The organism is Halomonas sp. BN3-1 (genome assembly GCF_003056325.1).
GTDB classification, from domain to species: Bacteria; Pseudomonadota; Gammaproteobacteria; order Pseudomonadales; family Halomonadaceae; genus Halomonas; species Halomonas litopenaei.
In genome coordinates, this window is record NZ_PYVV01000062.1 from 1 (window position 1) to 382 (window position 382).

Annotated in this window: 1 protein-coding gene; it reads right to left on the minus strand. The window is 49.2% G+C overall.

Annotation, left to right across the window (positions count from 1 at the left end; translation table 11 throughout):
• Positions 1-200: 200 nt before the first annotated feature.
• Positions 201-382, minus strand: a 182-nt coding sequence (locus C9F12_RS22860) for a hypothetical protein (protein ID WP_205254756.1), incomplete at its 5' end; no start/stop codon positions are given.

Below are 382 nucleotides of genomic sequence, written 5' to 3' on the forward strand. Positions count from 1 at the left end.
ATTGCCATAGCGACAGCGGTTGACCCAGTCTTCGACGCCGGCCACAAGACGAGAGAGCTTAAGATGTCTATAGGTGATGGGAAGAAATAGCTATAGATCCGAAGGCTAGCCTTTTTGCTCGAATTCAGGTGCTTGAGATTGGGATAGAAAGCTAGAATTGTATAGTGATTCATCAAAAAAGAAATCACGTGTTTGTTGCATTATTTGAAACTGCCGTCCGGTTGGTATTCCAGTCCGTAGTAGCTCGGTACAAAAATGCCATGCTCCTCCTGCCAGGCTCTAGAGAGCTCGATGGCTTGCCGTATTTGATCCGGCGTCATCTGCTCGGCAAGCCGTCGTTTATCAGGCGCTCCGGCAGGGTCCCGGAGGTCATAGTACTTGT